We start from the raw sequence: 24,976 nt of genomic DNA on the forward strand, positions 1-24,976 counted from the left end.
GAGGGTCCCCTAGCCGAAGAAGTTCCGTACGTGCTCCAGCCCCTCGACCAGTGCGTCGACCTCGGCCGGGGTGGAGTACAGATAGAACGACGCTCGCGTGGTCGCAGGAATTCCGTACCGCAGGCAGACCGGCCGCGCGCAGTGGTGGCCGACCCGGACCGCGATGCCCTGCTCGTCCAGGACCTGGCCCACGTCGTGCGGGTGGATGTCGCCGAGCACGAAGGAGATCGCCGCGCCGCGGTCCTCGGCCGTGGTGGGGCCGATGATCCGCAGGTCCGGCACCTCCTGGAGGCGGCGGACGGCGTACTCGGTGATCGCGTGCTCGTGGCGCGCGATGTTCTCCATGCCGATCGCGGAGAGGTAGTCCACGGCCGCACCGAGGCCGACGGCCTGGGCGATCGGGGGCGTGCCCGCCTCGAACTTGTGCGGAGCCGGCGCGTACGTCGAGGAGTGCATCGAGACGGTCTCGATCATCTCGCCGCCGCCGAGGAACGGAGGCAGGTCCTCCAGGAGCTCCTGCCGTCCCCACAGCACGCCGATGCCGGTCGGGCCGACCATCTTGTGGCCGGTGAAGGCCACGAAGTCGGCCTGCAGCGCCTGCACGTCGAGCACCATGTGCGGGGCCGCCTGCGACGCGTCGATGCAGACCAGCGCACCGACCTCCTGCGCGCGCCGGACGATCGTCTCGACCGGGTTGATCGTGCCCAGCAGGTTCGAGACCAGCGTGAACGAGACGATCTTGGTCTTCTCGGTGATGACCTCTTCGATGTTCGAGAGGTCGAGACGGCCGTCGTCGGTGAGGCCGAACCACTTCAGCTTCGCGCCGGTGCGCTGCGAGAGCAGCTGCCACGGCACGATGTTGGAGTGGTGCTCCATCTCGGTGATGGCGATCTCGGTCTCGTGGTCCACGCGGTAGGGCTCGTCGGCCCAGCCCAGCATGTTGGCCACGAGGTTGAGCGACTCGGAGGCGTTCTTGGTGAAGATCACCTCGTCGCGGCTCGGCGCGTTGACGAACGCCGCGACCTTGTCACGGGCGCCCTCGTAGAGCGCCGTCGCCTCCTCGGCGACCGTGTAGACGCCGCGGTGGACATTGGCGTTGTGGCGCTCGTAGTAGGTGTTGAGCGCGTCGAGCACCTGGCGCGGCTTCTGCGAGGTCGCCGCGGAGTCCAGGTACACGATCTTCTTGCCGTCGTGGACCACGCGATCCAGGAGCGGGAAGTCCTTGCGGATCGCCTCGGTGTCGAGGAGGCCGGAGAGCCCCTGATGGGCAGATGTCACGCGGATGCGCCACCCTTCACGTACTTGTCGTAGCCCTCGGCCTCCAGCTGGTCGGCGAGTTCGGCGCCGCCGGACTCGGCGATGCGGCCGTTCGCGAACACGTGCACGAAGTCGGGCTTGATGTAGCGCAGGATGCGCGTGTAGTGGGTGATCAGCAGGGTGCCGACCTCGCCGGTCTCACGGACGCGGTTGACGCCCTCGGAGACGATGCGGAGCGCGTCGACGTCGAGGCCGGAGTCGGTCTCGTCGAGGATCGCGATCTTCGGCTTGAGGAGCTCCAGCTGAAGGATCTCGTGACGCTTCTTCTCACCGCCGGAGAAGCCCTCGTTGACGTTGCGCTCGGCGAAGGCCGGGTCCATCTGGAGCTTCTCCATGGCCTCCTTGACCTCCTTCACCCAGGTACGCAGCTTGGGGGCCTCGCCGCGGACGGCGGTGGCGGAGGTGCGCAGGAAGTTGGAGACCGAGACGCCGGGGACCTCGACCGGGTACTGCATGGCCAGGAAGACGCCGGCGCGGGCGCGCTCGTCGACCGACATCTCCAGGACGTCCTCGCCGTCCAGGGTCACGGTGCCACCGGTGATCGTGTACTTCGGGTGTCCCGCGAGGGAGTACGCCAGGGTCGACTTGCCGGAGCCGTTGGGGCCCATGATGGCGTGGGTCTCGCCCTGCTTCACGATCAGGTCGACGCCCTTGAGGATCTCCCGGGGGCCGTTCTCGGCCTCGACGGAGACGTGCAGGTCGCGGATTTCAAGCGTTGCCATGGGTGACTCAGGACTCCTGGGTGACGGAGACGAGCACATCGTCCCCTTCGATCTTTACGGGGTATACGGGGACGGGGCGCGTCGCGGGAAGGCCGGACGGCTTACCGGTGCGGAGGTCGAAGCTGGAGCCGTGCAGCCAGCACTCGATGGAGCAGTCCTCGACCTCGCCCTCGGAGAGGGAGACGTTGGCGTGCGAGCAGATGTCGTTGATCGCGAACACCTCGCCCTCGGTGTGCACGACGGACACCGGCGTGCCGTCGACCTCGACCCGCTTCGGGGTGTCGGCCTCCAGCTCGCTCAGCGCGCAGACGCGGACGAAGTCGGCCATCAGACGGACGCCTCCAGCTCGGCCTCGATCTTGGCGATCAGACGCTCCTCGACGTCCGGCAGACCGATCTGCTGGACCAGCTCGGCGAAGAAGCCGCGGACGACGAGGCGGCGGGCCTCGGCCTCCGGGATACCGCGAGCCATCAGGTAGAAGAGCTGCTCGTCGTCGAACCGGCCGGTGGCGGAGGCGTGACCGGCGCCGGCGATCTCGCCGGTCTCGATCTCCAGGTTCGGCACGGAGTCGACGCGGGCACCGTCCGTCAGGACCAGGTTCCGGTTGAGCTCGTAGGTGTCGGTGCCCTCGGCGGCGGCCTGGATGAGGACGTCACCGATCCAGACGGCGTGCGCGTCCTGGCCCTGCAGCGCGCCCTTGTAGGCCACGTTCGACGTGCAGTGCGGCGTGTTGTGGTCGACCAGGAGGCGGTGTTCCTGGTGCTGGCCGGCGTCGGTGAAGTAGAGGCCGAACAGCTCGGCCTCGCCGCCGGTGGCCGCGTACCGCACGCGCGGGTGGATGCGGACGACGTCGCCGCCGAAGGTCACCACGACCGACTTGAAGGAGGCGTCGCGGCCCACGAGCGCGTTGTGCTGGGCGACGTGGACGGCCTTCTCGTCCCAGTCCTGGACGGAGACGACGGTGAGCTTGGCGCCGTCGCCGAGGAGGTAGTCCACGTTGGCGGCGAGCACCGCGTCACCGGTGTGGTCGATGACCACGACGGCCTCGGCGAAGGCGCCGAGTTCGATGACCTGGTGGCCGAAGGCGACCCCGCCCTCGCCGTGCACGGTGATGCGGATCGGCTCGCCGAGGACGGCCTCCTTGGCGACGGTGACGACCGAGGCCTTCTCGAAGGAGGAGTACGCCTGGGCGGCGACGCGGTCGACGGGCGTGCCGGCCTTGCCGAGCCGCTCGTCGTCACGGCCGACGGTCTCGACCGTGACGCCCTCGGGGGCCTCGATCTCGACCTTGACGCCCTCGCCGGTCGCGACGGCGGTGCCGTCGTGCAGCCCGCGCAGGCGCTCCAGCGGGGTGAACCGCCACTCCTCCTCGCGGCCGTGCGGGACCGGGAAGTCCGCCACGTCGAAGGACGGGGGCGCGCTCATGCGCGTGGCGACGGTGGACTCGGCGGCCACCGCGATCGAGCCGGCAGTGGTGGAGCCCGCCGGTGGGGGTCCCCCCTGGACCGCAGTGGAACGGAGGTCCTTGGGGGAATTCTGAGCCTCAGCCATGGCTGTCGTCTTGCTCTCTTCCTACGTTTCGATCCTCGGCCCGCCGCGTGGGGCGGGCCGCTAGCTGGTGGTGGGGCGTCGGTACGTCAGCCGACGGACCCTTCCATCTGCAGCTCGATCAGCCGGTTCAGCTCGAGCGCGTACTCCATCGGGAGCTCCTTGGCGATCGGCTCGACGAAGCCGCGCACGATCATCGCCATCGCCTCGAACTCGGTCATGCCGCGGCTCATCAGGTAGAAGAGCTGGTCCTCGGAGACCTTGGAGACCGTGGCCTCGTGACCCATGGAGACGTCGTCCTCGCGGACGTCGACGTACGGGTACGTGTCCGAGCGGGAGATGGTGTCGACGAGCAGCGCGTCGCAGAGCACGTTCGACTTGGCGCCCGGGGCACCCTCACCGATCTCGATGAGACCGCGGTAGGAGGTGCGGCCGCCGCCTCGCGCCACCGACTTGGAGACGATGTTGGAGGAGGTGTTCGGGGCCATGTGGACCATCTTGGCGCCGGCGTCCTGGTGCTGGCCCTCGCCCGCGAAGGCGATGGAGAGGGTCTCGCCCCGGGCGTGCTCGCCCATCAGGTAGACGGCCGGGTACTTCATGGTGACCTTGGAGCCGATGTTGCCGTCGACCCACTCCATGGTCGCGCCCTCGTAGGCCACGGCACGCTTGGTGACCAGGTTGTAGACGTTGTTCGACCAGTTCTGGATCGTCGTGTAGCGGCAGCGGCCGCCCTTCTTCACGATGATCTCGACGACCGCGGAGTGCAGCGAGTCGGAGGAGTAGATCGGGGCGGTGCAGCCTTCGACGTAGTGGACGTAGGCGTCCTCGTCGACGATGATCAGCGTCCGCTCGAACTGGCCCATGTTCTCCGTGTTGATACGGAAGTAGGCCTGCAGCGGGATCTCGACGTGCACGCCCTTCGGCACGTAGATGAACGATCCACCGGACCACACGGCCGTGTTCAGCGAGGCGAACTTGTTGTCGCCGACCGGGATGACCGTGCCGAAGTACTCGCGGAAGAGCTCCTCGTGCTCCTTCAGCGCGGTGTCGGTGTCGACGAAGATGACGCCCTGCTCCTCCAGGTCCTCACGGATCTGGTGGTAGACGACCTCGGACTCGTACTGGGCCGCGACACCAGCGACGAGGCGCTGCTTCTCCGCCTCCGGGATGCCGAGCTTGTCGTACGTGTTCTTGATGTCCTCGGGCAGCTCCTCCCAGGAAGCGGCCTGCTTCTCGGTGGAGCGCACGAAGTACTTGATGTTGTCGAAGTCGATGCCCGACAGGTCGGAGCCCCAGCTCGGCATGGGCTTCTTGTCGAAGAGGCGCAGACCCTTCAGCCGCAGCTTCAGCATCCACTCGGGCTCGTTCTTCTTGGCGGAGATGTCGCGGACGACATCCTCGTTCAGACCGCGCTTGGCGGCGGAGCCGGCCGCGTCGGAGTCGGCCCAGCCGTACTCGTACCGACCCAGGCCCTCGAGCTCGGGGTGGCTGATCTCGGTGGTCATGCGGGGTTCCTCCCGGCCGTGCTTGCGGATGCTTCTGATGGGGTGGTCTGTGGGGCGCTGTGCGGGATGAACGTCGTGCAGACGCCGTCGCCGTGGGCGATGGTGGCGAGACGCTGGACGTGCGTTCCCAGGAGGCGGGAGAAGATCTCCGTCTCCGCCTCGCACAGCTGGGGGTACTGCTCGGCGACATGGGCGACCGGGCAGTGGTGCTGGCAGAGCTGCTCGCCGACCGGCGCGTTCCGCGCAGTGGCAGCGTACCCGTCCGCGCTCAGCGCCTTGGCAAGCGCCTCGGTGCGCTGGTCGGGTTCGGCCGACTCGACGGCCTCGCGGTACGCCTCCGCCTGGTGCGCGAGCCGGTCGCGGGCGAAGGCCGCGACGGCGGCCTCACCTCCGGCGTTCTTCTCGATCCAGCGCAGGGCGTCGACGGCGAGGGAGTCGTAGGACTGGTCGAAGGCGTCCCGGCCGCAGTCGGTCAGCGCGAAGACCTTGGCGGGGCGGCCGCGCGTACGGGCCCCGTAGACCCGCTTCTCACGGGCTTCGACCACGTTCTCGGCGACGAGCGAGTCCAGATGCCGGCGGACGGCCGCCTGGGTGAGTCCGAGGCGCGCCGCCAGGTCGGCGACCGTCGACGGGCCGTGGTCCAGGATGGAGCGCGCGACGCGGTTGCGCGTGGAGCGCTCACCGGTCGCGAGTTCCTCCACGGGAGCCTCGTCGACGTTTTTCACAACGCCATTGTTGCGTAATTCCTCGGAGAGTGACAAGCGACGTCCTGGCGGGGCCACGGTGCTCTGCATCACTCAGGTAAGGCTTACCTGACCTGCGGAAATGATCATAGGTAGGACGAATACGAGTCCGATCCGGGCCCCGCGCCGGAACCACCCCGGAAGGCTCTCTAGACTTCCCGGCATGCGAAACGAGTCCGTCGTCCAGGTCCGCGGCCTGGTCAAGCGGTACGGGACCAGGACCGCCGTCGACGGCCTCGACCTCGACGTCCGCGCGGGCACCGTCACCGCCGTCCTCGGCCCGAACGGGGCCGGGAAGACCACCACGATCGAGACCTGCGAGGGCTACCGGAAGGCCGACGCGGGCACCGTCCGCGTGCTCGGGCTCGACCCGATCGCCGACGCGGCGCTGCTCCGGCCCCGGATCGGCGTGATGCTCCAGTCGGGTGGCGTCTACTCCGGCGCCCGGGCCGACGAGATGCTCCGCCACATGGCGAAGCTGCACGCGCACCCGCTGGACGTGGACGCCCTGATCGAGCGCCTCGGCCTCGGCTCCTGCGGCCGGACCACGTACCGGCGGCTCTCCGGCGGCCAGCAGCAGCGGCTCGCGCTCGCGATGGCCGTCGTGGGCCGCCCGGAGCTGGTCTTCCTCGACGAGCCGACCGCCGGACTCGACCCGCAGGCCCGCCGCGCCACCTGGGACCTCGTCCGCGAGCTGCGCTCGGACGGCGCCACCGTCGTCCTCACCACCCACTTCATGCACGAGGCCGAGGAGCTGGCGGACGACGTGGCCATCGTCGACGCCGGCCGGGTCGCCGCCCAGGGCAGCCCCGAGGCGCTGTGCCGCGGCGGCGCCGAGAACACCCTGCGCTTCACCGGCCGCCCCGGGCTCGACCTCGGCTCGCTGCTCAAGGCCCTGCCGGACGGCACCCAGGCCGCGGAGCCGACGCCGGGGACGTACCGGATCACCGGCGAGGTGGGCCCCCAGCTCCTCGCCACCGTCACCACCTGGTGCGCCCAGCACGGCGTGATGCCGGACGGCATCGCGGTGGAGCGCCACACCCTCGAAGACGTCTTCATCGAGCTGACGGGCAAGGAGCTGCGGTCATGATGCGCGCCGACACCAGGATTCGCCGGGGGTCCGGGGGTTGTCCCACGGGAAAGCACAGCATCGAGCTGACGGGCAAGGAGCTGCGGTCATGAGCACGGGAACCTATGCCCCGAAGCCCGGAGCCGCCCCCGTCGGGCGGATGATCGCGGCGCAGACCGTCCTGGAGACGAAGATGCTGCTGCGCAACGGCGAGCAGCTGCTGCTGACGGTGATCATCCCCTCGCTGCTCCTCGTGCTGTTCTCGACCGTCGACATCGTCGACACGGGCGCCGACAAGGCCGTCGACTTCCTCGCGCCGGGCGTCCTCGCCCTCGCCGTCATGTCCACGGCCTTCACCGGCCAGGCCATCGCCACCGGCTTCGAGCGGCGCTACGGCGTCCTCAAGCGGCTCGGCGCCTCCCCGCTCCCCCGCTGGGCGCTGATGACCGCCAAGACGCTCTCCGTCCTGGTCACCGAGGTCCTCCAGGTCGCGCTCCTGACCGCGATCGCGCTGGGGCTCGGCTGGTCGCCGCAGGGCGACCCCGTCTCCGTCGTGCTGCTGCTCGTCCTCGGCACGGCCGCCTTCTCGGGCCTCGGCCTGCTGATGGCCGGCACGCTGCGCGCCGAGGCGACGCTGGCCGCCGCGAACCTGGTCTTCCTGCTGCTCCTGGTGGGCGGCGGGGTGATCGTGCCGCTCGACAGGTTCCCCGACGCGGCCCGCTCCGTCCTGGAGCTGCTGCCGATCGCGGCGCTCTCGGACGGACTGCGGGACGTGCTCCAGGGCGGCGCCGCGCTGCCGTGGGGACAGGCGCTGACGCTCGCCGTCTGGGCGGTCCTCGGGCTCGGCACCGCGGCGAGGTTCTTCCGCTGGGAGTAGCGGAGGGGCGACGTTCCGGGGTGACTTCTCCCGTAACGCACCCCTCGTGAAAGCGTGCACAAGCCCCGTCCTACGATAGGGCCCGTGCTGACCCCCCTCGCCCTCATCGCCAAGCGCTGGACCCCGTCCCCGAGGACGCTCCGGCGCGCCGCGCTCTCCGCCGTCGTGATGAGCGTCCTCATCATCGTCACGGGAGGCGCGGTCCGGCTGACCGGCTCCGGTCTCGGCTGCGACACCTGGCCCAAGTGCACGGACGACAGCCTCATCGCCACGCCCGAGCAGGGCTACCGCGGTGCGATCGAGTTCGGCAACCGGATGCTCACGTACGTCCTGTCCGCCGCCGTCGGCTGGGCGATCATCGCCGCGCGTTCCACCAAGCCGTGGCGCCGCGGGCTGACCCGGCTCGGCTGGGCGCAGTTCTGGATCGTCGCGAGCAACGCCGTCATCGGCGGCATCACGGTGTGGATGGGGCTCAACCCGTGGACGGTCGCCGGCCACTTCATCGCCGCGAACGGGCTGCTGACCGTCGCCGTGATCACGTGGCACCGCACCGGTGAGGGCGACACGCCGCCCCGACGACGGGTGCCGGGCCCGGTGCGCAAGCTCTCCTGGGCGATCGTCGCCACGGCCGTCGTCCTGATCGTCCTCGGCACGGGCGTCACGGGCTCGGGCAAGCACGCGGGTGACAGCAGCGACGTTCCGCGCATGCCGTGGGACTGGACCGCCGCCGCCCACGCCCACGCGATCGCCGCCTGGGTGGTCTGTGCGCTGGCGCTGGCGATGTGGCTGGTGCTGCGGGTGGTCGACGCTCCCGACGACATCCGGGCGCGCGCCCGTGACCTGCTGCTCGTGCTGCTCGCCCAGGGCGGGATCGGCTACCTCCAGTACTTCACCGGGGTCCCCGAGATCCTGGTCGGCGTCCATATGCTCGGCTCCGCTCTGATGTGGATCGCCGTCCTGCGCCTGGCCCTGAGCCTGCGCGAGCGCCCGCTGCCGGCCCCGGAGATCCCCGCCCAGGGCGAGGCGGCTCTGGCGAAGGCGTAACCCCGCGGCGCCCTCGGCCGGTCCGGTCCGGCGCCCTCGGCCGGCGGTCCGGTCCGGCCCCCCCTCGGCCGCGGTCCGGTCCGGCGCGCCTGCCGGACCGCTCAGGCCAGCCCGTAGATCCTGCGGGCGTTGCCCGAGGCGATCATGGTCGCCACGCGCTGGGCGTCGGTGAGGGACCAGGCTCCGTCGCCGACCCACTCGCCGAGCACACGGCTCAGCGCGCCCCGGAAGACGCTCGCCGCGACGACGTGCAGCTCCGGCAGGGCGTGGGCCCCGCTGGAGAAGAGCAGCTTGCCGAAGGGTGCCAGCTCCAGGAGTTCGGCGAGGACGGCCGCCGCGCGGGCCCCGGTCCTGCCGAGGACGGAGCCGAGGTCGGCGTACACATGCGGGTAGACACCCGTCAGCTGGGCCGTCTGCCGGTGGTAGGGGTATCCGTGCAGCAGGACCACGTCCGTACCCAGGCCACTGGTGGACGCGGCGAAGTCGGCCAGCCCGGCCGGGTCCTCGGCTCCCACGTGCAGCTGGAGCGGCCGTCCGGAGGCGACGGCGACCCAGAGCAGATGGCGCAGCAGCACCGGGTCGGTGAGCGGGCCGCCGGCCGGACGCCGCGCGAGCCAGCGCCCGGCGGCCCCGCGTACCTCGCCGGGCCCCGGGGGCTCCGACCCCTGGGCGAGGCCCCGGCTCACCCCCGCGACGGAGGTGAACGCGACGGCGGTCGTGGCGGCGCCGTGGACGGCCTCGGAGAGGTTGGCGAGCAGCGCCTCGACAGAGCCGGAGGTGTCGGCGACCTGCTCGGCGAGCGGTTCGAGCCGGATGATCTCGTGCGCGGCGGCGCCTCCGGCGGAGGCCATCTCGGCGGGGCCGGTCAGATCACCGGGCACTCCGGTGTCCACGAGATACGTGGAGATGCCGGAGGCGCTGAGCAGCCGCCGCCCGGACTCCAGTACGCCCAGTTCCCGGCGGCGGGCGAGATAGCGGGCCGGCGGGCAGTGGGGTTCCAGACCGAGCAGCGGCGGGCACCAGCGGCGTACCGCGAAACCGGTCTGGGTGTCGAAGAAGGTGGTGCCGGGCGCGGGCGGCCGGGCGGTCCTGCCGAGGTAGGCCTCGAAGGTGCCGAGGCCGAGCTCCGTACGGAGCACCCCGTGGCAGTACTGGTCCACCAGGCTCGGGGTCTCGATCATTCGGGGGGCTCCCTGCGTGGACGTTCTTCCACACGTCCTAACGGGTGAGCCCCACCCGAGGTTGTTGCCTCGCGCCTCGAACGCTTACGCGTTGGACGGGCCGCCCAGCTGGATTCCGGCCATCCGGGTCCACTCGTACGGGCCCGTGACGACCTTGGCGGCGAACTCGCCGTCGAACTCCTCGTGGAGGGTCAGCCCGGCCTTCTCCGCCGCCTTCTCGGCCACGGCGTACGTCGGGGCCACGAGGTCGCCCCAGCCGCCGTCCTCGCCGACCAGGACGATCCGCGTGCCCGCCTGGCCGATGTGGGCGATCTGCCCCTCGGCGCCGCCGTGCTCCTTGGAGAACGCCTGGATCTGCTTGGCGAGCTTGACCGCCCTGCGCTCGGCCTGCTTGCTCTCCGCCTGCTTGGTTTCTGCCATGCCACAGATGCTACCGAGGGGTAGATCCACTGGCGACGGCCGGTGCACGTGGTCTTGCCCACGTGCGCCGGCCGTCGGTCAGGGGCTGCGGAACTACCTCAGGAAGGGGTCGACCGCGACCGCCACGAAGAGCAGCGAGACATAGGTGATCGACCAGTGGAAGAGGCGCATCTCCTTGAGCTTCGCGCCGGTCGCGCCGTTCTTCGCGCGGTTCAGCAGCGCGTGCGCCTCCCAGAGCCACCAGCCGCCGGTGAGCAGCGCGACGGCCGTGTAGAACCAGCCGGTGTAGCCGAGCGGCGTCAGCAGCAGCGAGACGGCGACCATCACCCAGCTGTACGCGACGATCTGCCGGGCGACGACCTTGTTGGAGGCGAGGACCGGGAGCATGGGCACGCCGGCGCGGGCGTAGTCGTCCTTGACCTTCATCGACAGCGGCCAGTAGTGCGGCGGCGTCCAGAAGAAGATGACCAGGAAGAGGATGACCGCGGCCCAGGACATCGAGTCGGTGACGGCCGACCAGCCGATCAGCACCGGCAGACAGCCCGCGATGCCGCCCCAGACGATGTTCTGCGCCGTGCGGCGCTTGAGGATCATCGTGTAGATCACGACGTAGAAGAGGAGCGCGCCGAGCGAGAGCGCCGCGGAGAGCCAGTTGACGAGGAGGCCGAACCAGAGCGTGGAGACCACGGCGAGGGTGAGGCCGAAGACCAGGCCCTCGCGCGGTGTCAGGACTCCGGTGACCAGCGGCCGCTGCGAGGTCCGGTCCATCAGTGCGTCGATGTCGCGGTCGATGTACATGTTCAGCGCGTTCGCGCCGCCCGCCGACAGATAGCCGCCGAAGCAGGTGGCGAGTACCAGCCACAGGTTCGGCACACCCTGCTCGGCGAGGAACATCACCGGCACGGTCGTGATGAGCAGCAGCTCGATGATCCGCGGCTTGGTCAGCGCCACGAATGCCTTGACGCGAGCCCCGAACGGCCGATGGCCCCCCGGGCTGGGAGTCAAGACGACCCCTGCGGGTCGGGACTCGACGGCCGTCACGCACACCCCTGACAGAGAATTCCCAGCAAGCTCCCCGGATGAAGACGGGGTGAAGACTTGCGCGTACCACGCCACTGTAGACGCTGCCCAGACGCCGATCTTCGCGGGGGTGGGGTCGTGTTGGGGGGCCTTGTCCCAAGGGGTGGACAGCGTTCGGGAGGCGAAGTGACAGAGTGACCCGCACTCTTGCCGTGTCTTCTGTTTTCCGGGGCCCGCACTCGAAAAGATGGACGCGATGACGGGGGTAGGCTCGACAACGCCGGTACACCCTCAGTCACCGGCTTCCAGTACATGTGGAGAGGAGCCCTGACTCAGGGTGAGCACTAAGCCGACCACCACAGACCTCGAGTGGACCGAATTGGACCAGCGGGCCGTGGACACCGCCCGCATCCTGGCAGCGGACGCCGTACAGAAGGTCGGCAACGGCCATCCCGGTACGGCCATGAGCCTCGCGCCCGCCGCGTACACCCTCTTCCAGAAGGTGATGCGCCACGACCCGGCCGATCCGGAGTGGGTGGGGCGCGACCGGTTCGTGCTGTCCGCCGGTCACTCGTCCCTGACCCTCTACACCCAGTTGTACCTGGGGGGCTTCGGGCTCGAGCTGGACGACCTGAAGGCGTTCCGCACCTGGGGTTCGAAGACCCCGGGCCACCCGGAGTACGGTCACACCGCGGGCGTCGAGACGACGACCGGCCCGCTGGGCCAGGGTGTCGCCAACGCCGTGGGCATGGCGATGGCCGCCCGCTACGAGCGCGGTCTGTTCGACCCGGAGGCGGCCCCCGGTACCTCCCCGTTCGACCACCGGATCTACGCGATCGCCGGTGACGGCTGCCTGCAGGAGGGCATCTCCGCCGAGGCGTCCTCGATGGCCGGTCACCAGAAGCTCGGCAACCTGATCCTGCTGTGGGACGACAACCACATCTCGATCGAGGGCGACACCGAGACGGCCGTGTCCGAGGACACGATGAAGCGGTACGAGGCGTACGGCTGGCACGTCCAGCGCGTCGAGCCGCAGGCCAACGGCGACCTGGACCCGGCGGCCCTGTACGCGGCGATCAAGGCCGCCGAGGCCGAGACCGAGCGCCCGTCGTTCATCGCCATGCGCTCGATCATCGCCTGGCCCGCCCCGAACGCCCAGAACACCGAGGCCGCGCACGGCTCGGCGCTCGGCGACGAGGAGATCGCGGCCACCAAGCGGGTCCTCGGCTTCGACCCGGAGCAGACCTTCGAGGTCTCCGACGAGGTCATCGGGCACACCCGCTCGCTCGGCGACCGGGGCCGTGAGTCACGCGCCGCGTGGGAGAAGTCCCTCGCCGAGTGGCGTACCGCGAACCCGGAGCGGGCGGCCACCTTCGACCGCATCCAGGCGAACGAGCTGCCCGAGGGCTGGGAGTCGAAACTCCCGGTGTTCGAGGCGGGCAAGGGCATCGCCACCCGCGCCGCGTCCGGCAAGGTCCTGCAGTCGCTCGGCGCGGTCATCCCCGAGCTGTGGGGCGGCTCGGCCGACCTGGCCGGCTCGAACAACACGACGATCGACAAGTCCTCGTCGTTCCTGCCCGAGGGCAACCCGCTCCCCGAGGCGAACCCGTACGGCCGCACGATCCACTTCGGCATCCGCGAGCACTCCATGGCCGCGGAGATGAACGGCATCGCGCTGCACGGCAACACCCGTGTCTACGGCGGCACCTTCCTGGTGTTCTCCGACTACATGCGCAACGCCGTCCGGCTTTCCGCGCTGATGCACCTGCCGGTGACGTACGTCTGGACCCACGACTCGATCGGTCTCGGCGAGGACGGCCCGACGCACCAGCCGGTGGAGCACCTGGCCTCGCTGCGCGCGATCCCCGGTCTGAACGTCGTCCGTCCCGCGGACGCCAACGAGACCTCCATCGCCTGGCGCGAGATCGTCAGGCGTCACACCCGCGTGTTCGGGAAGGGCGCCCCGCACGGCCTGGCCCTGACCCGTCAGGGTGTGCCGACGTACGAGTGGAACGAGGACGCCGCCAAGGGCGGCTACGTCCTGTTCGAGGCCGAAGGCGGCGACGCGCAGGTCGTGCTGATCGGCACCGGCTCCGAGGTGCACGTGGCCGTCGAGGCCCGGGAGCAGCTCCAGGCCGCCGGCATCCCGACCCGCGTGGTCTCGATGCCGTCCGTCGAGTGGTTCGAGGAGCAGGACCAGGCGTACAAGGACTCCGTCCTGCCGCCGTCGGTCAAGGCGCGTGTGGCCGTCGAGGCCGGCGTCGGTCTCACCTGGCACAGGTACGTCGGCGACGCCGGCCGGATCGTCTCGCTGGAGCACTTCGGTGCCTCCGCCGACGCGAAGGTCCTCTTCCGCGAGTTCGGCTTCACGCCGGAGGCCCTGGCCGCCGCCGCCCGGGACTCGCTTGCATCGGTTGACGGGCTGGACGCCGCGGCGCGCTGACGCCACTAGACACGAATTTTGGAGAACCTCTCATGACAGACGCTCTCAAGCGCCTCTCCGACGAAGGCGTCGCGATCTGGCTGGACGACCTCTCGCGTCAGCGGATCACGTCCGGAAACCTGGCCGAGCTGATCGACCAGCAGCACGTGGTGGGTGTCACCACCAACCCGTCCATCTTCCAGAAGGCGATCTCGGAGGGCCACGGCTACGACCAGCAGCTCGCCGACCTCGCCGCCCGCAAGGTGACCGTGGACGAGGCCATCCGCATGATCACGACGGCTGACGTGAGGGACGCCGCCGACATCCTGCGCCCGGTCTACGACTCCACGGACGGCCAGGACGGCCGGGTGTCGATCGAGGTCGACCCCCGTCTGGCGCACAACACGGCGGCCACCATCGCCGAGGCCAAGCAGCTGGCCTGGCTGGTGGACCGTCCCAACACGCTCATCAAGATCCCGGCCACCAAGGCGGGTCTGCCGGCGATCACCGAGGTCATCGGCCTCGGCATCAGCGTCAACGTGACGCTGATCTTCTCGCTGGAGCGCTACCGCGCGGTCATGGACGCCTACCTGGCCGGTCTGGAGAAGGCCCGCGAGCGCGGCCTCGACCTCTCCAAGATCCACTCGGTGGCGTCCTTCTTCGTCTCCCGTGTGGACTCGGAGATCGACAAGCGGCTCGACACCCTCGGCACCGACGAGGCCAAGGCTCTCAAGGGCAAGGCGGCGCTCGCCAACGCCCGTCTGGCCTACGAGGCGTACGAAGAGGTGTTCTCCGGCGACCGCTGGGCCGCCCTGGACAAGGCGCAGGCCAACAAGCAGCGTCCGCTGTGGGCCTCGACCGGCGTCAAGGACCCGGCGTACAAGGACACCCTGTACGTGGTGGACCTGGTCGCGCCCGGCACGGTCAACACCATGCCGGAGGCGACCATGGAAGCCACCGCCGACCACGGCGAGGTCACCGGCGACACCGTGCGCGGCACGTACGAGCAGTCGCGCGCCGAGCTGGACGCCGTCGAGAAGCTCGGCATCAGCTACGACGACGTGGTACAGCTGCTCGAGGACGAGGGCGTCGAGAAGTTCGAGGCGTCCTGGAACGACCTGCTCAAGTCGACCGAGGCGGAGCTTCAGCGCCTCGCACCTTCGGAGGCGTAAGCACTTTGAGCGCAGTCCACGGAGCCAACCCGCTCCGTGACGCCGCAGACCGACGGCTCCCGCGTATCGCGGGGCCGTCGGGTCTGGTGATCTTCGGCGTCACGGGCGATTTGTCCCGTAAGAAGCTGATGCCTGCCGTCTACGACCTGGCCAACCGCGGTCTGCTGCCGCCGGGCTTCTCGCTCGTCGGCTTCGCCCGCCGCGAGTGGCAGGACGAGGACTTCGCGCAGGAGGTCTACGAGGCCGTCAAGCAGCACGCCCGCACCCCGTTCCGCGAGGAGGTGTGGCACCAGCTGATCCAGGGGATGCGCTTCGTCCAGGGCGACTTCGACGACGACGACGCCTTCGACCAGCTGAAGACCACCATCGAGGAGCTGGACAAGGCGCAGGGCACGGGCGGCAACTTCGCCTTCTACCTCTCCGTGCCGCCGAAGTTCTTCCCACTGGTCGTCCAGCAGCTGAAGAAGCACGGCCTGGCAGACCAGAAGAACAACTCCTGGCGCCGCGCGGTCATCGAGAAGCCCTTCGGCCACGACCTGGCCTCCGCCAAGGAACTCAACGAGGTCGTCCACGAGGTCTTCCCGCCCGACGCGGTCTTCCGGATCGACCACTACCTGGGCAAGGAGACCGTCCAGAACATCCTGGCGCTCCGCTTCGCCAACACCCTCTTCGAGCCGATCTGGAACCGGTCGTACGTCGACCACGTGCAGATCACCATGGCCGAGGACATCGGCATCGGCGGCCGCGCCGGGTACTACGACGGCATCGGCGCCGCCCGTGACGTCATCCAGAACCACCTCCTCCAGCTGCTCGCGCTGACCGCGATGGAGGAGCCCGCCTCCTTCGACGCGGACGCGCTCGCGGCCGAGAAGACCAAGGTGCTCGGCGCGGTGAAGCTGCCGAAGGACCTGGGCGCCTCGACCGTGCGCGCCCAGTACGCGCCGGGATGGCAGGGCGGCGCGAAGGCCGTCGGCTATCTGCAGGAGGACGGGATCGACCCCCAGTCGAAGACCGACACCTTCGCGGCCGTCAAGCTGGAGATCGACAACCGCCGCTGGGCGGGCGTCCCCTTCTACCTCCGCACCGGCAAGCGGCTCGGCCGCCGCGTCACCGAGATCGCGGTGGTCTTCCAGCGCGCGCCGCACTCCCCGTTCGACAAGACGGCGACGGAGGAGCTGGGCCAGAACGCCCTGGTCATCCGGGTCCAGCCGGACGAGGGCGTGACCATGCGGTTCGGCTCCAAGGTTCCGGGCACCTCGATGGAGGTCCGGGACGTGTCGATGGACTTCGCCTACGGCGAGTCCTTCACGGAGTCCAGCCCCGAGGCGTACGAGCGGCTCATCCTCGATGTGCTGCTCGGCGACTCGAACCTCTTCCCGCGGGTCGAGGAGGTCGAGCTGTCCTGGAAGATCCTCGACCCGATCGAGCAGTACTGGGACAAGCACGGCAAGCCCGCGCAGTACCCGTCGGGTACCTGGGGTCCGGTCGAGGCGGACGAGATGCTCGCACGAGACGGACGGAGCTGGCGCCGGCCATGAAGACCGACCTGACGGACACCACGTCCAGCAAGATCAACAAGGCGCTGGTGCTCGGACGGCGTGCCATCGGCACGCCCGCCGTCGGCATGGTGCTCACGCTCGTCATCGTCACCGACGAGGAGAACGCCTACGACGCGCTCAAGGCTGCCAACGACGCGTCCCGCGAACACCCTTCGCGGACCCTGGTGGTCATCAAGCGGGTCTCGCGTTCGCCGCGGGACCGGGCGAAGGCGCGGCTCGACGCCGAGGTCCGCCTCGGCGCCGACGCCAGCACGGGGGAAACGGTTGTCCTCCGGCTGTACGGCGAGGTCGTCGACCACGCCCAGTCGGTGGTCCTCCCCCTGCTCCTGCCGGACGCACCCGTCGTCGTCTGGTGGCCGGTCAACGCCCCGGCCGACCCGGCGAACGACCCGCTGGGCGCGCTCGCCCAGCGCCGGGTGACCGACACGTACGCCTCCGAACAGCCGATCCACGAGCTGACCGGTCGCGCGGACACGTACACCCCGGGCGACACGGACCTGGCCTGGACCCGGATCACCCCGTGGCGCTCGATGCTGGCCGCCGCGCTCGACCAGGTCGTGTGCGAGGTCACCTCGGCCGAGGTGGAGGGCGAGGAGTTCAACCCGAGCGTCGAGCTGCTCGCCATGTGGCTGGCGGACCGGCTGAAGGTGCCGGTACGCCGGTCCACGTCGGCGGGCCCGGGACTCACCTCCGTACGGATGGAGTCCACCTGCGGGCCGATAGTCCTCGACCGGCCGGACGGTTCGCTGGCGACGCTCTCCATCGAGGGACAGCCGGACCGTGGCGTCGCGCTCAAGCGCCGCGAAACGGCCGAGCTGATCGCGGAGGAGCTGCGACGGCTCGACCCGGACGACACCTACGCCTCGGCGCTGCGGTACGGGCTCGACCGGCTGAACGAGGAGTCGAAGACGACGGCTCCGGCGGATGCCGCCGCCGATCCGGAAGCGGCTGCGGCGGATCCGGCGGCGACCGCGGCCGATCCGGCTCACCAGGCGGCCAAGGCGCCCGCCAAGAAGACCCCGGCCAAGAAGGCGGCGGCCAAGTGAGCACTCCCCAGCTCGTCGTCCACCGCGACAAGGAGCTGATGGCCCAGGCCGCGGCGGCCCGGCTGATCACGCGGATCGTGGACGCCCAGTCCGCCCGTGGCTCTGCCTCCGTGGTCCTCACGGGCGGCCGCAACGGCAACGGGCTGCTCGCGGCGCTCGGTTCGGCCCCCGCGCGGGACGCGATCGACTGGTCGCGGCTCGATCTGTGGTGGGGCGACGAGCGGTTCCTGCCCGAGGGCGACCCGGAGCGCAATGTCACCCAGGCCCGTGAGGCGCTGCTCGACCGCGTCCCGCTGGACCCGGCGCGGGTGCACGCGATGCCCGCGTCGGACGGGCCGTACGGCAGTGACGTCGACGCCGCGGCGGCGGCCTACGCGGCCGAACTCGCCGCGGCCGCCGGTCCGGAGAACCACGGATCGGTGCCGGGCTTCGATGTGCTGATGCTGGGCGTCGGCCCTGACACGCACGTGGCCTCGCTGTTCCCGGAGTTCCCGGCGGTCCGCGAGACCGAGCGCACGGTGGTGGGCGTGCACGGCGCGCCCAAGCCTCCGCCGACACGGATCTCGCTGACGCTGCCCGCGATCCGGGCCGCCCGTGAGGTCTGGCTGCTCGCGGCCGGCGAGGACAAGGCGAAGGCCGCGGCGATGTCGCTGTCCGGAGCCGGTGAGATCCAGGCCCCGGCAGCGGGCGCCTACGGTCGCTCGCGGACGCTCTGGCTGCTCGACGCGGCGGCCGCCTCGGAGCTGCCGCGCGCGCTCTATCCGCCGGCCTCGGCCTGACGGACGCTCAAGGGGGCCCGGTTCACCGCACGGTGGACCGGGCCTCCGGCGTTTCCCGTACCTGTTCCAGGAAGGGCGCGAGCAGGTCCGGAACGGCCTCGGCGGCGAAGGTCAGCCCCTCGGCCTGCCCGGCGTCGTGGATGTCGTACGCGCCCGTGCCCGCCGCGGTGGTCGCGGTGAGCGTCAGCAGGCCCGCGCGGCGCTGGAAGTACGACTGCGTGACGGTCCAGCCGATGACGCCGCCGCGCTGGAGGGCGACCGTGGTCCGGCGGACCGTGCCGGAGCGGGCCAGCAGGTAGTCGCCGGAGACGCCGTGCCCGAGGTTGCGGTAGGCATCGCGCGCGAACACCACGGCGAGCGGGCCGAGGACGAGGGTGCAGCCGACGGCCACGTGGAGCAGGACGGGTGCGAGGAGTGCGCCGAGGACCGCCAGGACCGCGGCGGGGGTGAACGCGCTCCACAGCGCCCAGCGCAGCCGACGGGTGCGGGCGGCGGGGGGATGGGCGGTGAGCGGTGTGCTCGTCGGAGGATCGGACTCACGCAGCACCTGCGCGGCGACCCGGTCGGCGACCGCGCGCGGCGCCGCGGGCAACAGGGTCTTGTTCTCCGCGTGCTCGTGCTCGGTGCCCTCGGCGAGTCCGGTGGCGACGGCGTCGAGGCGGGCGGCGCGGCACATCCGTACACCGAGCGGCTCGACCAGTTCGACGCCGCGCAGCCGGCGCTCCTCGATGGAGATCGAGCGGGCGGTGAACAGTCCGCGCCGGACCCGCAGGGTGCCGCCGGGCTCCCGCTCCAGGCGGTAGTTCCACCACATCTCGACCCAGAGGCCGAGGGCACCGGCGGTCCCGACGAGGACGGCCAGGGCGACGAGGACGAGGGTCATGGAGAGGACGGACGTGTCCCGGAAGCGGTCGCCTATCCAGTCGATGACCTCGTCCTGCGCCCCGAACCACTCACTGACCTGCATCACGGCACCCGCCGCCGCGCCGCCGAGCACCAGGGCGACGAAGGAGACCGGGGCGTAGCGGATCCAGCGTGGGTCGAGTTCGGCGAGCGCACCGTCGTGGCGGGTGTCCGCGGTGCCGGTGAGCGTCCGGTCGAGCAGCTCGCGACGGAGCCGTTCGCCCTCGGCCCGGTCGACCGGGTCGAGTTCGAGGGTGGACTCGCCGCCGTTGTGCTCTCCGGTTCCGATGCGGACCTTGACCAGGCCGAGGACGCGCTGCAGCGGGTTGGCGGTCAGGTCGACGCTGCGGATGCGCTCGCGGGCCAGCGAGCGGCGCTTGACCAGGAGGAGTCCGGTGTGGAGTTCGACCCTCCCCCAGCCTTCGGCCGGGGGTACCCCCATCTCGCTCTGCTCGGCTCCGACGCGGTAGCGGGTGCGCCGCCAGCGGATGTGGTCGGCGGCCGAGCCGGCGCCGACGAGGAGCACCGTCCCGGCGAGGGTCCAGCCGGCGGCCTTCCAGGCGGGCATGGTGTTGGTCAGACCGAAGAAGGTGGGCAGGGCGGCGCCCGCGGCGACGCCCGCGAGGGTGGCGGCGGTGACCAGGATCGTACGGCGGTCCAGGCGCCGCCACTCCTCGCTCATGTGGCGTCCCCGGGCGTGGCCTGGGTGATGCGGGTCAGCTTCTCGGCGAGTTCCGCGGCGAGTTCGTGGTCGAGACCCTGGACGCGGATCGCGCCCTTGGAGGAGGCGGTGGTCACGGTGACGGTGGCGAGCCGGAAGTACTGCTCCAGCGGTCCCCTGACCGTGTCGACGGTCTGGATGCGGGACATGGGCGCGATCCGCCACTCCTGCCAGATCACCCCCGTACGGACGTAGACGGCGTCCTCGGTGACCTCCCATCGGCGGACCCGGAACCACCAGGCGGGGAAGAACGCGGTGCAGGCGAGGCCGGCGGCCGCCAGGACGGCGGCGGGCAGCCAGAGCCAGTACCGGGCCGGCGTGATGAACGCTCCGAGGACGCCGAGGACCACCACCGGCACGGCGGTGGTCACCAGCCACTGGGTGCGCCACCAGCCGACGGCCCGTTCGTCGATCGTGTTGCTCGGCGGCCGCAGCCGCACCGCGTTCTCCCCCGTCATTCGGTCAGTGCCCCTACGCCCTGGGGGCCCGGGGGGACCCGAACCGGAGCGTCCGGTACGTGTCGACGAGCGCGGCGGTCGAGCCGTCGAGTTCCTCACCGCCCGTGCCCCGGGTGAGCACCGGCTCGATCTTCTTGGCGAGGACCTTGCCGAGCTCGACACCCCACTGGTCGAACGAGTCGATGTTCCAGATCGCGCCCTGGACGAACACCTTGTGCTCGTACAGCGCGACGAGCTGGCCGAGCACGGAGGGGGTGAGTTCCCTGGCCAGGATCGTGGTGGTGGGGTGGTTGCCCTGGAAGGTCTTGTGCGGGACGAGTTCCTCGGCGACGCCCTCGGCCCGTACCTCCTCGGGCGTCTTGCCGAAGGCCAGCGCCTGCGTCTGGGCGAAGAAGTTGGCCATCAGCAGGTCGTGCTGGGCCACCAGACCGGGTGCGAGATCGGCGACGGGCTCGGCGAAGCCGATGAAGTCGGCCGGGATGAGCTTGGTGCCCTGGTGGATCAACTGGTAGTACGCGTGCTGCCCGTTGGTGCCCGGCGTGCCCCAGACGACCGGTCCGGTCTGCCAGTCGACGGGCCGGCCGTCGCGGTCGACGGACTTGCCGTTGGACTCCATGTCGAGCTGCTGGAGGTAGGCGGTGAACTTCGACAGGTAGTGCGAGTACGGCAGGACGGCGTGCGACTGGGCGTCGAAGAACCCGCCGTACCAGACGCCGAGGAGGCCGAGGAGCAGCGGCGCGTTCTCCTCGGCGGGGGCGGTGCGGAAGTGCTCGTCGACGAGGTGGAAGCCGGCGAGCATCTCGCGGAAGCGCTCCGGGCCGATGGCGGTCATCAGGGAGAGGCCGATGGCGGAGTCGTAGGAGTAGCGTCCGCCGACCCAGTCCCAGAACTCGAACATGTTGGCCGTGTCGATGCCGAACTCCTGCACCTTCTCGGCGTTGGTCGACAGGGCGACGAAGTGCTTGGCGACGGCTTCCTGGCCGGCCCCCAGCTCGGTGAGGAGCCAGTTGCGGGCGGAGGTGGCATTGGTGACCGTCTCGATGGTGGTGAAGGTCTTCGAGGCGACGATGAAGAGCGTCTCGGCCGGGTCGAGGTCGCGGACGGCCTCGTGGAGGTCGGCGCCGTCGACGTTGGAGACGAAGCGGAACGTCAGATCCCGCTGGGTGTAGGCGCGGAGGGCCTCGTATGCCATGGCGGGCCCGAGGTCGGAGCCGCCGATGCCGATGTTCACGATGTTCTTGACCGGCCTGCCCGTGTGGCCGGTCCACTCGCCCGCGCGGACCCTGTCCGCGAAGGCGGCCATCTTGTCGAGGACGGCGTGGACGGCCGGGACGACGTTCTCGCCGTCGACCTCGACGACGGCGTCGCGCGGGGCGCGCAGCGCGGTGTGCAGGACCGCGCGGCCCTCGGTGGTGTTGATCTTCTCGCCGCGGAACATGGCGTCGCGCAGTTCGGCCACGCCGGTGGCCGCGGCCAGCTCGCGCAGCAGCGTCAGCGTCTCGTCGGTGACCAGGTGCTTGGAGTGGTCCAGGTACAGGTCGCCGACGCGCAGTGTGTACGCGGTGCCACGACCCGGTTCGGCGGCGAACAGCTCGCGCAGATGGGTGGCCCCCAGCTGCTCGCGGTGCTTGCCGAGGGCGGCCCATTCGGGAAGCTGGTTGAGCCTCGTGCGACCTGCTGCGTTCATCTCGGACATCGCCTACTTCTTCTCTTCCTGCCTGTTGCCCCGCTGCGACTCCAACCTAATTGATCGCGGGGGCGGAAGGCGCGCGGCGGCTCAGTGGCCGCCGCGATGCAGCCGGGCCGCGTACCGGGGTTCCAGGACCGCGTTGCGCTCGTGGCCGCCCGGGATGTCGGCGGAGACGTACACCGGCGGTTCGTGGCCCTCGGCGAGGAGCAGGTCGACCGACGCGGCGACGACCATCTGCACGAGGAGGGAGGAGGTGAGGGTGGAGACCCCGCAGAGTGCGGTGCCGTCCGGGAGGGGGAGCGCGGCGTCGCCGGTGGGGGCGCCGTTGTCGAGGACGGCGTCGGCGAGGTCGGCCAGCCGGCCGACCTGCCGGCCCGGCCGGCGCGCCGAACACCTCGCCGAACACCTCGCCGGACGGCCTTCCGCGGTTCCGGGCGATCTGTTCGGCAAGGGTGAGGGACATGGTGGTGCACCCCTCGCATTCGTCGGTGGCGGGCGTCAGAGGCTGCGGGCGGTGATGTCGCCGTAGGCGGTGGTGGCGTGGATGGCCAGCCCGGGGGCGCCGTCGGTGTTCTTGAGCGCGTTGTGGATCCGGCCGTAGGCGGTCCCGGCGTCCAGGGAGGCGGAGACGCCGCGGGCGGCACCGACCGACACGTCGCCCGCCTCGGTGCGCAGGACGACCGCGCCGCGCACGGCCTCGGTGACCCGCAGGTCGCCCTTCAGGGTGCGGATCTCCGCGTCGCCGCCGAGACGGCCGACCGAGACGTCGCCCGCCTGGACGGCCAGCCGGACGGTCGCCGCCTCGTCGAGCTTGACCGTGCCCTGCGCGGCCGTGAAGACGACCTGGCCCAGCCGCCCCACGCCGCGGAGTTCGGCGTCGGCGCTCTTCGCCTCGACGTGGGAGCCGACGGGCAGCTGGACCGTCACCTCGACGTATCCGGAGCCGCCGAGGATCTGGTTCTTCGCCTCCGGGGCCTGGACCCGCAGGACGCCGTCGGCGAAGTCGACCGTGGTCTGCTCCGCCGCCTGCACGTCACGGCTCTTCGCGGCGTTCGCGGGCAGGACCTCGACGGTGATGTCGGCCCGGTCGGCGGCGATGAGCCGGACGCGTCCGGCGGGGACGTCCAGGACGGCGGAGACGGCGGCGGCGGTGGCGAACTTCTGCATGGTGCTCTCCTCGTTCAGTGGCGGGCATCCTGTCGGCCCGTCGTTTCTGATAGTGGAAAGCTACGTTGCGTTCAGAATTTCGGCAACACATTCGTTGCGCATGAACTGCATCATTGCAGGTGAATGAAGGGAAATCGTTGCAACAGTTCTGAACGCAACGCAACAACCGCCACCCAATTCGTTGCAATGAAGTACGATGAACGCTATGCTTGCGATCTCTACGGATCACGAAGGAGACCGCGATGCCCGGAGGCAGGCTCACCCAGCCCGAACGACAGCAGATCGCGCTGGGACTGGCCGACGGCCTCGCCTACGCCGAGATCGGGAGGCGTCTCGAACGCCCGACCTCGACGATCACACGTGAAGTGATGCGCAACGGCGGCCCCACCGCCTACCGCGCCGACCTGGCCCACCGTGCTACCGAGCGCCGTGCCCACCGCCGCAGGCGGACCACACCGCCGGAGGCGCCCCCGCAGGCCCATGGCCGCGACACCGAAGCCGTACGCGAGTACGAGGAGGTGTTCACCACCGTCATGATGCAGTCGGGCATGCCCAAGATGATGTCCCGCGTGATGGCCTCCCTCTGCCTCGCCGACTCGGGCAGCCTCACCGCGTCCGAACTCGCCGGACGGCTCCAGGTCAGCCCGGCGTCCGTCTCCAAGGCCGTCACGTTTCTCGAAGGCCAGGGCATGATCCGCCGGGAACGCGACGAACGCCGCCGGGAGCGCTATGTCGTGGACGACGACGTCTGGTACCAGTCGATGATGGCCAGCGCCCGCTCCACCGCCCACATAAGCGACATCGCACGGCAGGGCGTCGGCGTCCTCGGCCCCGGCACCCCTGTCGGCATCCGCCTCGAGAACATCGCCCGGTTCCTCGACTACGTCTCCGAAAGCACCGCCCGCGCCGCGGAACAGGCCCGCGCCATCCTCCACACGAAGCCCGAGTCGGCCCCGGACAGCACCGCCTGAGCCGCTTTCGGACCGCCGCCGGCCACCGGAGCCGGGCCAGGGCCACGGCGCCGGCCAGACCGTCCGGCACCGGGGACGGGACCAGACCCAACGCGCCCACCCGTTCGGCGAGTCGGGGCAGCAGCGGGCCGTCGCCGCCGTCGCCCAGGCCGATCTGGGGCGCTGCGCCGCACGGCCGAGCGCCTGGACCTCGCCACGCTGGACCGGGCCGCGCAGATCCTCGCCGACGCCCACCGCATCGACGTCTACGGCGTCGGCGCCTCCGGCGTCGTGGCCGTGGAGACCGAGGCACTGCTCTTCAGCATCGGCTGCGACGCCCGCGGCTGGACGGAAGTGCACGCCGCGGAGACCTCGGCGGCACTGCTCACGCCCGCGGACGCCGTGGTGGCGCTCTCCCCGACCCGGCATTCGGTGCTGCTGATCCTGGACTGCCTCTACGCGCGCGTGGCGCAGCTGACATACCCGCGGGCGACCACCGCGATGGCGCTCACCGCACACATTCCCGGCAACCATCGCTAGGCCCCGCCGGTTCGGGTGGCGCACGCGAACGGGCCCTTGCCCCTGAACCGAGTCGCCGGCAAGGGCCCTTCTTCCCCCCTTTCCCCCCCCCCCCAATCTTTCTCCGTCGCTTTGGTAGGTCCT

The 24,976-nt window shown here is 70.6% G+C and carries 24 protein-coding genes; 10 read left to right on the forward strand and 14 right to left on the reverse strand.

Annotated features, from left to right (window positions below):
• Positions 1–9 precede the first annotated feature (9 nt).
• The 6 genes from ACFUJR_RS21165 to ACFUJR_RS21190 all read right to left on the reverse strand — a co-directional run bounded on the left by ACFUJR_RS21165 (position 10) and on the right by ACFUJR_RS21190 (position 5,817).
• Positions 10–1,278 (reverse strand): cysteine desulfurase, encoded by a 1,269-nt coding sequence (locus ACFUJR_RS21165; protein WP_383163848.1) that lies wholly within the window; start codon positions 1,276–1,278, stop codon positions 10–12.
• The gene (gene sufC / locus ACFUJR_RS21170; RefSeq protein WP_361432605.1) at positions 1,275–2,039 is read right to left on the reverse strand and encodes a Fe-S cluster assembly ATPase SufC; all 765 of its coding nucleotides are present in this window, start codon (positions 2,037–2,039) and stop codon (positions 1,275–1,277) included. Before sufC ends, ACFUJR_RS21165 begins: the two co-directional genes overlap by 4 nt.
• A gap of 7 nt (positions 2,040–2,046) precedes the next feature.
• A complete protein-coding gene (locus ACFUJR_RS21175; protein ID WP_260228615.1) occupies positions 2,047–2,367 on the reverse strand; it encodes a bifunctional 3-phenylpropionate/cinnamic acid dioxygenase ferredoxin subunit in 321 nt (106 codons plus the stop codon).
• Positions 2,367–3,590: a Fe-S cluster assembly protein SufD gene (sufD, locus tag ACFUJR_RS21180; RefSeq protein WP_383163852.1), complete on the reverse strand. Its 1,224-nt coding sequence runs from the start codon at positions 3,588–3,590 to the stop codon at positions 2,367–2,369. The genes ACFUJR_RS21175 and sufD overlap by 1 nt, the downstream gene beginning before the upstream one ends.
• 86 nt (positions 3,591–3,676) lie before the next feature.
• A complete protein-coding gene (gene sufB / locus ACFUJR_RS21185) occupies positions 3,677–5,092 on the reverse strand; it encodes a Fe-S cluster assembly protein SufB (protein WP_361432610.1) in 1,416 nt (471 codons plus the stop codon).
• Positions 5,089–5,817 (reverse strand): helix-turn-helix transcriptional regulator, encoded by a 729-nt coding sequence (locus ACFUJR_RS21190; protein ID WP_383163855.1) that lies wholly within the window; start codon positions 5,815–5,817, stop codon positions 5,089–5,091. The genes sufB and ACFUJR_RS21190 overlap by 4 nt, the downstream gene beginning before the upstream one ends.
• A gap of 181 nt (positions 5,818–5,998) precedes the next feature.
• Here ACFUJR_RS21190 and ACFUJR_RS21195 point away from each other — a divergent pair, with 181 nt between their 5' ends.
• From ACFUJR_RS21195 to ACFUJR_RS21205, 3 genes are all read left to right on the forward strand, one after another.
• Positions 5,999–6,925 carry an ABC transporter ATP-binding protein gene (locus ACFUJR_RS21195; RefSeq protein ID WP_383163859.1) on the forward strand — a complete coding sequence of 309 codons (927 nt, stop codon included), beginning with the start codon at positions 5,999–6,001 and terminating at the stop codon, positions 6,923–6,925.
• 88 nt (positions 6,926–7,013) lie between these two features.
• Entirely contained in the window at positions 7,014–7,781 is a 768-nt protein-coding gene (locus ACFUJR_RS21200; RefSeq protein ID WP_383163862.1) for an ABC transporter permease, read from the forward strand.
• 84 nt (positions 7,782–7,865) lie between these two features.
• Positions 7,866–8,825, forward strand: coding sequence for a heme A synthase (locus tag ACFUJR_RS21205; RefSeq protein ID WP_383163865.1), 960 nt, complete (start codon positions 7,866–7,868; stop codon positions 8,823–8,825).
• Positions 8,826–8,926: 101 nt separating this feature from the next.
• Here the strand turns inward: ACFUJR_RS21205 and ACFUJR_RS21210 are convergent, their stop codons facing one another.
• The 3 genes from ACFUJR_RS21210 to ACFUJR_RS21220 all read right to left on the reverse strand — a co-directional run bounded on the left by ACFUJR_RS21210 (position 8,927) and on the right by ACFUJR_RS21220 (position 11,467).
• Positions 8,927–10,006, reverse strand: a complete 1,080-nt coding sequence (locus ACFUJR_RS21210; RefSeq protein ID WP_383163867.1) for an amidohydrolase family protein — start codon at positions 10,004–10,006, stop codon at positions 8,927–8,929.
• Between the two features lie 84 nt (positions 10,007–10,090).
• Positions 10,091–10,426 carry a hypothetical protein gene (locus ACFUJR_RS21215; protein WP_383163870.1) on the reverse strand — a complete coding sequence of 112 codons (336 nt, stop codon included), beginning with the start codon at positions 10,424–10,426 and terminating at the stop codon, positions 10,091–10,093.
• Positions 10,427–10,519: 93 nt separating this feature from the next.
• Positions 10,520–11,467: a heme o synthase gene (locus ACFUJR_RS21220; RefSeq protein WP_383163873.1), complete on the reverse strand. Its 948-nt coding sequence runs from the start codon at positions 11,465–11,467 to the stop codon at positions 10,520–10,522.
• A 316-nt stretch (positions 11,468–11,783) separates the two neighbouring features.
• Here ACFUJR_RS21220 and tkt point away from each other — a divergent pair, with 316 nt between their 5' ends.
• The 5 genes from tkt to pgl are packed head-to-tail and all read left to right on the forward strand — an operon-like array spanning position 11,784 to position 18,424.
• Positions 11,784–13,889 (forward strand): transketolase, encoded by a 2,106-nt coding sequence (gene tkt / locus ACFUJR_RS21225; RefSeq protein ID WP_383163876.1) that lies wholly within the window; start codon positions 11,784–11,786, stop codon positions 13,887–13,889.
• A gap of 32 nt (positions 13,890–13,921) precedes the next feature.
• The gene (gene tal, locus ACFUJR_RS21230; RefSeq protein ID WP_383163880.1) at positions 13,922–15,040 is read left to right on the forward strand and encodes a transaldolase; all 1,119 of its coding nucleotides are present in this window, start codon (positions 13,922–13,924) and stop codon (positions 15,038–15,040) included.
• A gap of 5 nt (positions 15,041–15,045) precedes the next feature.
• Positions 15,046–16,578 (forward strand): glucose-6-phosphate dehydrogenase, encoded by a 1,533-nt coding sequence (zwf, locus tag ACFUJR_RS21235; protein WP_383163883.1) that lies wholly within the window; start codon positions 15,046–15,048, stop codon positions 16,576–16,578.
• The gene (gene opcA, locus ACFUJR_RS21240; RefSeq protein WP_383163886.1) at positions 16,575–17,645 is read left to right on the forward strand and encodes a glucose-6-phosphate dehydrogenase assembly protein OpcA; all 1,071 of its coding nucleotides are present in this window, start codon (positions 16,575–16,577) and stop codon (positions 17,643–17,645) included. Before zwf ends, opcA begins: the two co-directional genes overlap by 4 nt.
• Positions 17,642–18,424, forward strand: coding sequence for a 6-phosphogluconolactonase (pgl, locus tag ACFUJR_RS21245; RefSeq protein ID WP_383163889.1), 783 nt, complete (start codon positions 17,642–17,644; stop codon positions 18,422–18,424). The genes opcA and pgl overlap by 4 nt, the downstream gene beginning before the upstream one ends.
• A 22-nt stretch (positions 18,425–18,446) precedes the next feature.
• On the opposite strand, the gene ACFUJR_RS21250 is transcribed toward pgl, so the two are convergent.
• The 5 genes from ACFUJR_RS21250 to ACFUJR_RS21270 all read right to left on the reverse strand — a co-directional run bounded on the left by ACFUJR_RS21250 (position 18,447) and on the right by ACFUJR_RS21270 (position 23,363).
• Positions 18,447–20,009 (reverse strand): PH domain-containing protein, encoded by a 1,563-nt coding sequence (locus ACFUJR_RS21250; protein ID WP_383163892.1) that lies wholly within the window; start codon positions 20,007–20,009, stop codon positions 18,447–18,449.
• Positions 20,006–20,506 carry a PH domain-containing protein gene (locus ACFUJR_RS21255; protein WP_383163895.1) on the reverse strand — a complete coding sequence of 167 codons (501 nt, stop codon included), beginning with the start codon at positions 20,504–20,506 and terminating at the stop codon, positions 20,006–20,008. The genes ACFUJR_RS21250 and ACFUJR_RS21255 overlap by 4 nt, the downstream gene beginning before the upstream one ends.
• A 13-nt stretch (positions 20,507–20,519) precedes the next feature.
• Positions 20,520–22,193, reverse strand: coding sequence for a glucose-6-phosphate isomerase (gene pgi, locus ACFUJR_RS21260; RefSeq protein WP_383163959.1), 1,674 nt, complete (start codon positions 22,191–22,193; stop codon positions 20,520–20,522).
• A gap of 90 nt (positions 22,194–22,283) precedes the next feature.
• Entirely contained in the window at positions 22,284–22,646 is a 363-nt protein-coding gene (locus tag ACFUJR_RS21265; protein WP_383163898.1) for a hypothetical protein, read from the reverse strand.
• A gap of 48 nt (positions 22,647–22,694) precedes the next feature.
• On the reverse strand, positions 22,695–23,363 hold the full coding sequence (locus ACFUJR_RS21270; protein WP_383163901.1) for a DUF4097 family beta strand repeat-containing protein: 669 nt from the start codon (positions 23,361–23,363) through the stop codon (positions 22,695–22,697).
• Positions 23,364–23,605: 242 nt separating this feature from the next.
• On the opposite strand from ACFUJR_RS21270, the gene ACFUJR_RS21275 reads away from it, so the two are divergent.
• Positions 23,606–24,334, forward strand: coding sequence for a helix-turn-helix domain-containing protein (locus ACFUJR_RS21275; protein WP_383163904.1), 729 nt, complete (start codon positions 23,606–23,608; stop codon positions 24,332–24,334).
• A 270-nt stretch (positions 24,335–24,604) separates the two neighbouring features.
• The gene (locus tag ACFUJR_RS21280; RefSeq protein WP_383163907.1) at positions 24,605–24,853 is read left to right on the forward strand and encodes a hypothetical protein; all 249 of its coding nucleotides are present in this window, start codon (positions 24,605–24,607) and stop codon (positions 24,851–24,853) included.
• Positions 24,854–24,976 lie beyond the last annotated feature (123 nt).

The sequence above is a fragment of the Streptomyces sp. NPDC057271 genome, assembly GCF_042668715.1.
In the GTDB taxonomy this organism is placed as follows: Bacteria; Actinomycetota; Actinomycetes; order Streptomycetales; family Streptomycetaceae; genus Streptomyces.

Excerpts from the sequence above, each read along its gene's own strand:
- ACFUJR_RS21195 (WP_383163859.1), top strand. The coding sequence starts at position 5,999 with ATGCGAAACGAGTCCGTCGTCCAGGTCCGCGGCCTGGTCAAGCGGTAC.
- tal (WP_383163880.1), top strand. The coding sequence starts at position 13,922 with ATGACAGACGCTCTCAAGCGCCTCTCCGACGAAGGCGTCGCGATCTGG.
- sufC (WP_361432605.1), bottom strand. The coding sequence starts at position 2,039 with ATGGCAACGCTTGAAATCCGCGACCTGCACGTCTCCGTCGAGGCCGAG.
- ACFUJR_RS21270 (WP_383163901.1), bottom strand. The coding sequence starts at position 23,363 with ATGCAGAAGTTCGCCACCGCCGCCGCCGTCTCCGCCGTCCTGGACGTC.
- pgi (WP_383163959.1), bottom strand. The coding sequence starts at position 22,193 with ATGAACGCAGCAGGTCGCACGAGGCTCAACCAGCTTCCCGAATGGGCC.
- ACFUJR_RS21250 (WP_383163892.1), bottom strand. The coding sequence starts at position 20,009 with ATGAGCGAGGAGTGGCGGCGCCTGGACCGCCGTACGATCCTGGTCACC.
- ACFUJR_RS21215 (WP_383163870.1), bottom strand. The coding sequence starts at position 10,426 with ATGGCAGAAACCAAGCAGGCGGAGAGCAAGCAGGCCGAGCGCAGGGCG.
- ACFUJR_RS21200 (WP_383163862.1), top strand. The coding sequence starts at position 7,014 with ATGAGCACGGGAACCTATGCCCCGAAGCCCGGAGCCGCCCCCGTCGGG.
- sufD (WP_383163852.1), bottom strand. The coding sequence starts at position 3,590 with ATGGCTGAGGCTCAGAATTCCCCCAAGGACCTCCGTTCCACTGCGGTC.
- ACFUJR_RS21275 (WP_383163904.1), top strand. The coding sequence starts at position 23,606 with ATGCCCGGAGGCAGGCTCACCCAGCCCGAACGACAGCAGATCGCGCTG.
- ACFUJR_RS21210 (WP_383163867.1), bottom strand. The coding sequence starts at position 10,006 with ATGATCGAGACCCCGAGCCTGGTGGACCAGTACTGCCACGGGGTGCTC.
- ACFUJR_RS21175 (WP_260228615.1), bottom strand. The coding sequence starts at position 2,367 with ATGGCCGACTTCGTCCGCGTCTGCGCGCTGAGCGAGCTGGAGGCCGAC.
- ACFUJR_RS21255 (WP_383163895.1), bottom strand. The coding sequence starts at position 20,506 with ATGACGGGGGAGAACGCGGTGCGGCTGCGGCCGCCGAGCAACACGATC.
- sufB (WP_361432610.1), bottom strand. The coding sequence starts at position 5,092 with ATGACCACCGAGATCAGCCACCCCGAGCTCGAGGGCCTGGGTCGGTAC.
- opcA (WP_383163886.1), top strand. The coding sequence starts at position 16,575 with ATGAAGACCGACCTGACGGACACCACGTCCAGCAAGATCAACAAGGCG.